Annotated in this window: 3 protein-coding genes; 2 read left to right on the forward strand and 1 reads right to left on the reverse strand. The window is 66.5% G+C overall.

Annotation, left to right across the window (positions count from 1 at the left end):
* Both glpD and ACESL8_RS06745 read left to right on the forward strand, forming a co-directional pair.
* Window positions 1-1,384 (forward strand): glycerol-3-phosphate dehydrogenase (gene glpD / locus ACESL8_RS06740; RefSeq protein ID WP_372917126.1); only part of this gene is annotated, 1,384 nt, incomplete at its 5' end.
* A gap of 95 nt (window positions 1,385-1,479) precedes the next feature.
* The gene (locus tag ACESL8_RS06745) at window positions 1,480-2,238 is read left to right on the forward strand and encodes a DUF2189 domain-containing protein (RefSeq protein ID WP_372917128.1); all 759 of its coding nucleotides are present in this window, start codon (window positions 1,480-1,482) and stop codon (window positions 2,236-2,238) included.
* On the opposite strand, the gene ACESL8_RS06750 is transcribed toward ACESL8_RS06745, so the two are convergent.
* A partial coding sequence (locus ACESL8_RS06750) for a pyridoxal-phosphate dependent enzyme (RefSeq protein ID WP_372917130.1) occupies window positions 2,235-2,666 on the reverse strand: 432 nt, incomplete at its 5' end. The genes ACESL8_RS06745 and ACESL8_RS06750 overlap by 4 nt on opposite strands.

Genomic DNA, 2,666 nt, shown 5'->3' on the forward strand with positions numbered 1-2,666 from the left:
GCTGATCCACGGCGGGCTGCGTTATTTGGAATATTATGCCTTCGGGCTGGTGCGAAAGGCGCTGGCCGAACGCGAGGTGCTGCTGGATATCGCGCCGCACATCACCTGGCCGCAGCCGTTTGTGTTGCCGCACGCGGCTGGCATGCGCCCGGTGTGGATGCTGCGGCTGGGCACGTTCCTGTATGATCATCTGGCGCGGCGCAAAATGGTGCCGGGCTCGCAGCGCATCGATCTGCGCAGCGAACGCGCCGGCCGCGCGCTCGACACGCGTTATCGCACGGCGTTCCGTTATTGGGATGGCTGGGTGGATGATGCCCGGCTGGTGGTGGAAAATCTGAAAGACGCCGCCGCGCGCGGGGCAACCGTGCTGCCGCGCACGCCGGTGGCGCGCGCCGAGCGCAGCGATGGCCTGTGGCGGCTCACCCTTGAAGATGGCCGCACGCTTGCGGCAAAGCGCCTGATCAACGCCGCCGGGCCGTGGGCCGAAGATGTCGCCCGCCGCGTGATGGGGCTGAACGATGCGCCGCCGCTGCGGTTGGTGCAGGGCAGCCACATCATCACCCGCCGCGTGCATCTGGGGCGCGATGCCTTCATGCTGCAACAGCCCGATGGCCGCATCATCTTCATCATCCCGTACGAACATGATTATTCGCTGATCGGCACCACCGAAGCCGATGTCGCGCGCCCCGAAGATGCCAAGGTGAGCGATGCCGAGGTGGAATATCTGCTGTCTGCCGCCAATCGCTATCTCGCCCGGCCATTGACGCCCGACGACGTGGTGCACCGCTTTGTCGGCGTGCGCCCGCTGATCCTCGAAAGCGGCAAGGACGACCCAGAAAGCTCCCGTGAAACCACCCGCGATTACCGTGTGGTCGAACATGACGGGCTTGATGCGATGACCATCGTCGGCGGCAAGATCACCACCTACCGCGTGCTCGCCGAAGACGTGCTGCGCCGCATCCTGCCCAAATCCAGAAGCTGGACGGCCGCTGCCCCCCTGCCCGGCGGCGCCATCGAACGCGGCAAGGGCGAAAACGGCCAAACCGCGTTCAAGCGCTGGCTCGAACAACTGCAGGCGCGCGAAGCCAATTATGATCCAAAGCTGGTCAAGCGCCTCGCCATGACCTTTGGTGCGCCCGCAGCCGATATGCTGGCGGGCGGCCTTGGCCGCAATCTTGGCGGCATCTTCGAAGCCGAGCTGATATATTACCGCGACCATGAATGGGCCACCACCAGCGCCGACGTGCTTTGGCGCCGTACCAAGCTGGGTCTCCACCTCGATGCCGCCGCCCAGGCCGAAGTCGCGCGCTGGTTCGGCGAGGAACCCGCCCCCGCGCGCGACATCCCCACCGGCCACCGCTTCGCCCGTCCCGGGGTAGAGTAAGCCCGGCTCCGCATTGAACCTTATGTTGTCTTCGCGGTGGCTGAGGCACCATCATCAGCTTGGCAGACCCGCCAACACTGGGGGAGATGGGGGCGATGGGAACGACGGGCAGCCAGGGGGCCGTGCAGGTCAGCCGCAACCTTGAATGGCGCGACCTGAAAGCCGCCCTCGCCGCCGGCTGGGCCGATTACCGCGCCGCGCCGCAGTTCGGGATTTTCTTTGCCGGTATCTACGTTGCCGCCGGGCTGGCGCTGGGCTGGGCGCTGGCCACTCAATCGGCGGTGGCCTGGCTGGTGCCGGCGGCGGCGGGCTTTCCCTTGCTGGCGCCGTTCTGCGCGGTCGGGCTTTATGAAGTCAGCCGGCGCCGCGAAGCCGGCCTACCGCTGCGTTGGGGCGGCGTGCTGGGTGCGCTCCGGGGCCGCGGCGATGATCAGATCTTGTCGATGGGCGTCATCATCTTCGTCGCCTTCGGTTTCTGGCTGATGATCGCCCACGCCATCTTCGCGGTCTTCCAATCGGATAGCGGCACCGAATCGCTGGCGTTCCTCCTGAGCGGCACCGGCATCGCCATGCTGGCCGTGGGCAGCGCCGTGGGCGCGCTGTTGGCGGCAGGCTTTTATGCCGTCACCGTTATCAGCCTGCCGATGCTGGTCCACCGCGATGTGGACTTCATGACCGCCATCATCACCAGCCTCGCCAGCGTGCGCGACAATCGCCTGATCTTGCTGGGCTGGGCGGTGCTGATCGCGGCCAGCCTGTTCGCGGCCATGCTGCCAGCGTTTCTGGGCCTGCTGGTGGTGCTGCCGGTGCTCGGCCACGCCACCTGGCACCTGTATCGCCGCATCGTCACCTAAAGCGCGCCGGCTTCGCGCAGGCACGAAATCAGCACTTCGGGATCGATATTGCCGCCCGAAAGCGTGGCAATTACTGTTTTGCCGGCCACGTCCACCTTGCCGGCCAGCAGCGCTGCCAGCGTGACCGCACCGCCGGGTTCCACCACCAGTTTCAGTTCGCGAAAGGCAAACGCCACCGCGCGCGCAACCTCCAGTTCGCTCACCGCCACGCCGGCGGCGCCGTGGTGGCGCAGCGTTTCAAACGTGATTTCGGCCATGCGCAGCGTCTGCAGCGCATCACACCGCGTCGGTCCGGGATTTTCCACCGGCAAGATGCGCCCAGCCGCCAAGCTGCGGCACACATCATTATAGCCTTCGGGTTCCACCACCACGATGGGCAACTGGCTGCCAGCGGCAAACCCGCCCGACAGGCCCCCGCCGCCGCAGCA

It is taken from the genome of Sandarakinorhabdus sp., assembly GCF_041689835.1.
Classification (GTDB): domain Bacteria; phylum Pseudomonadota; class Alphaproteobacteria; order Sphingomonadales; family Sphingomonadaceae; genus Sandarakinorhabdus.

What these genes read in the sequence shown, in the direction of transcription:
- ACESL8_RS06745 (WP_372917128.1), top strand. Translation starts at nt 1,480, where the DNA reads ATGGGAACGACGGGCAGCCAGGGGGCCGTGCAGGTCAGCCGCAACCTT.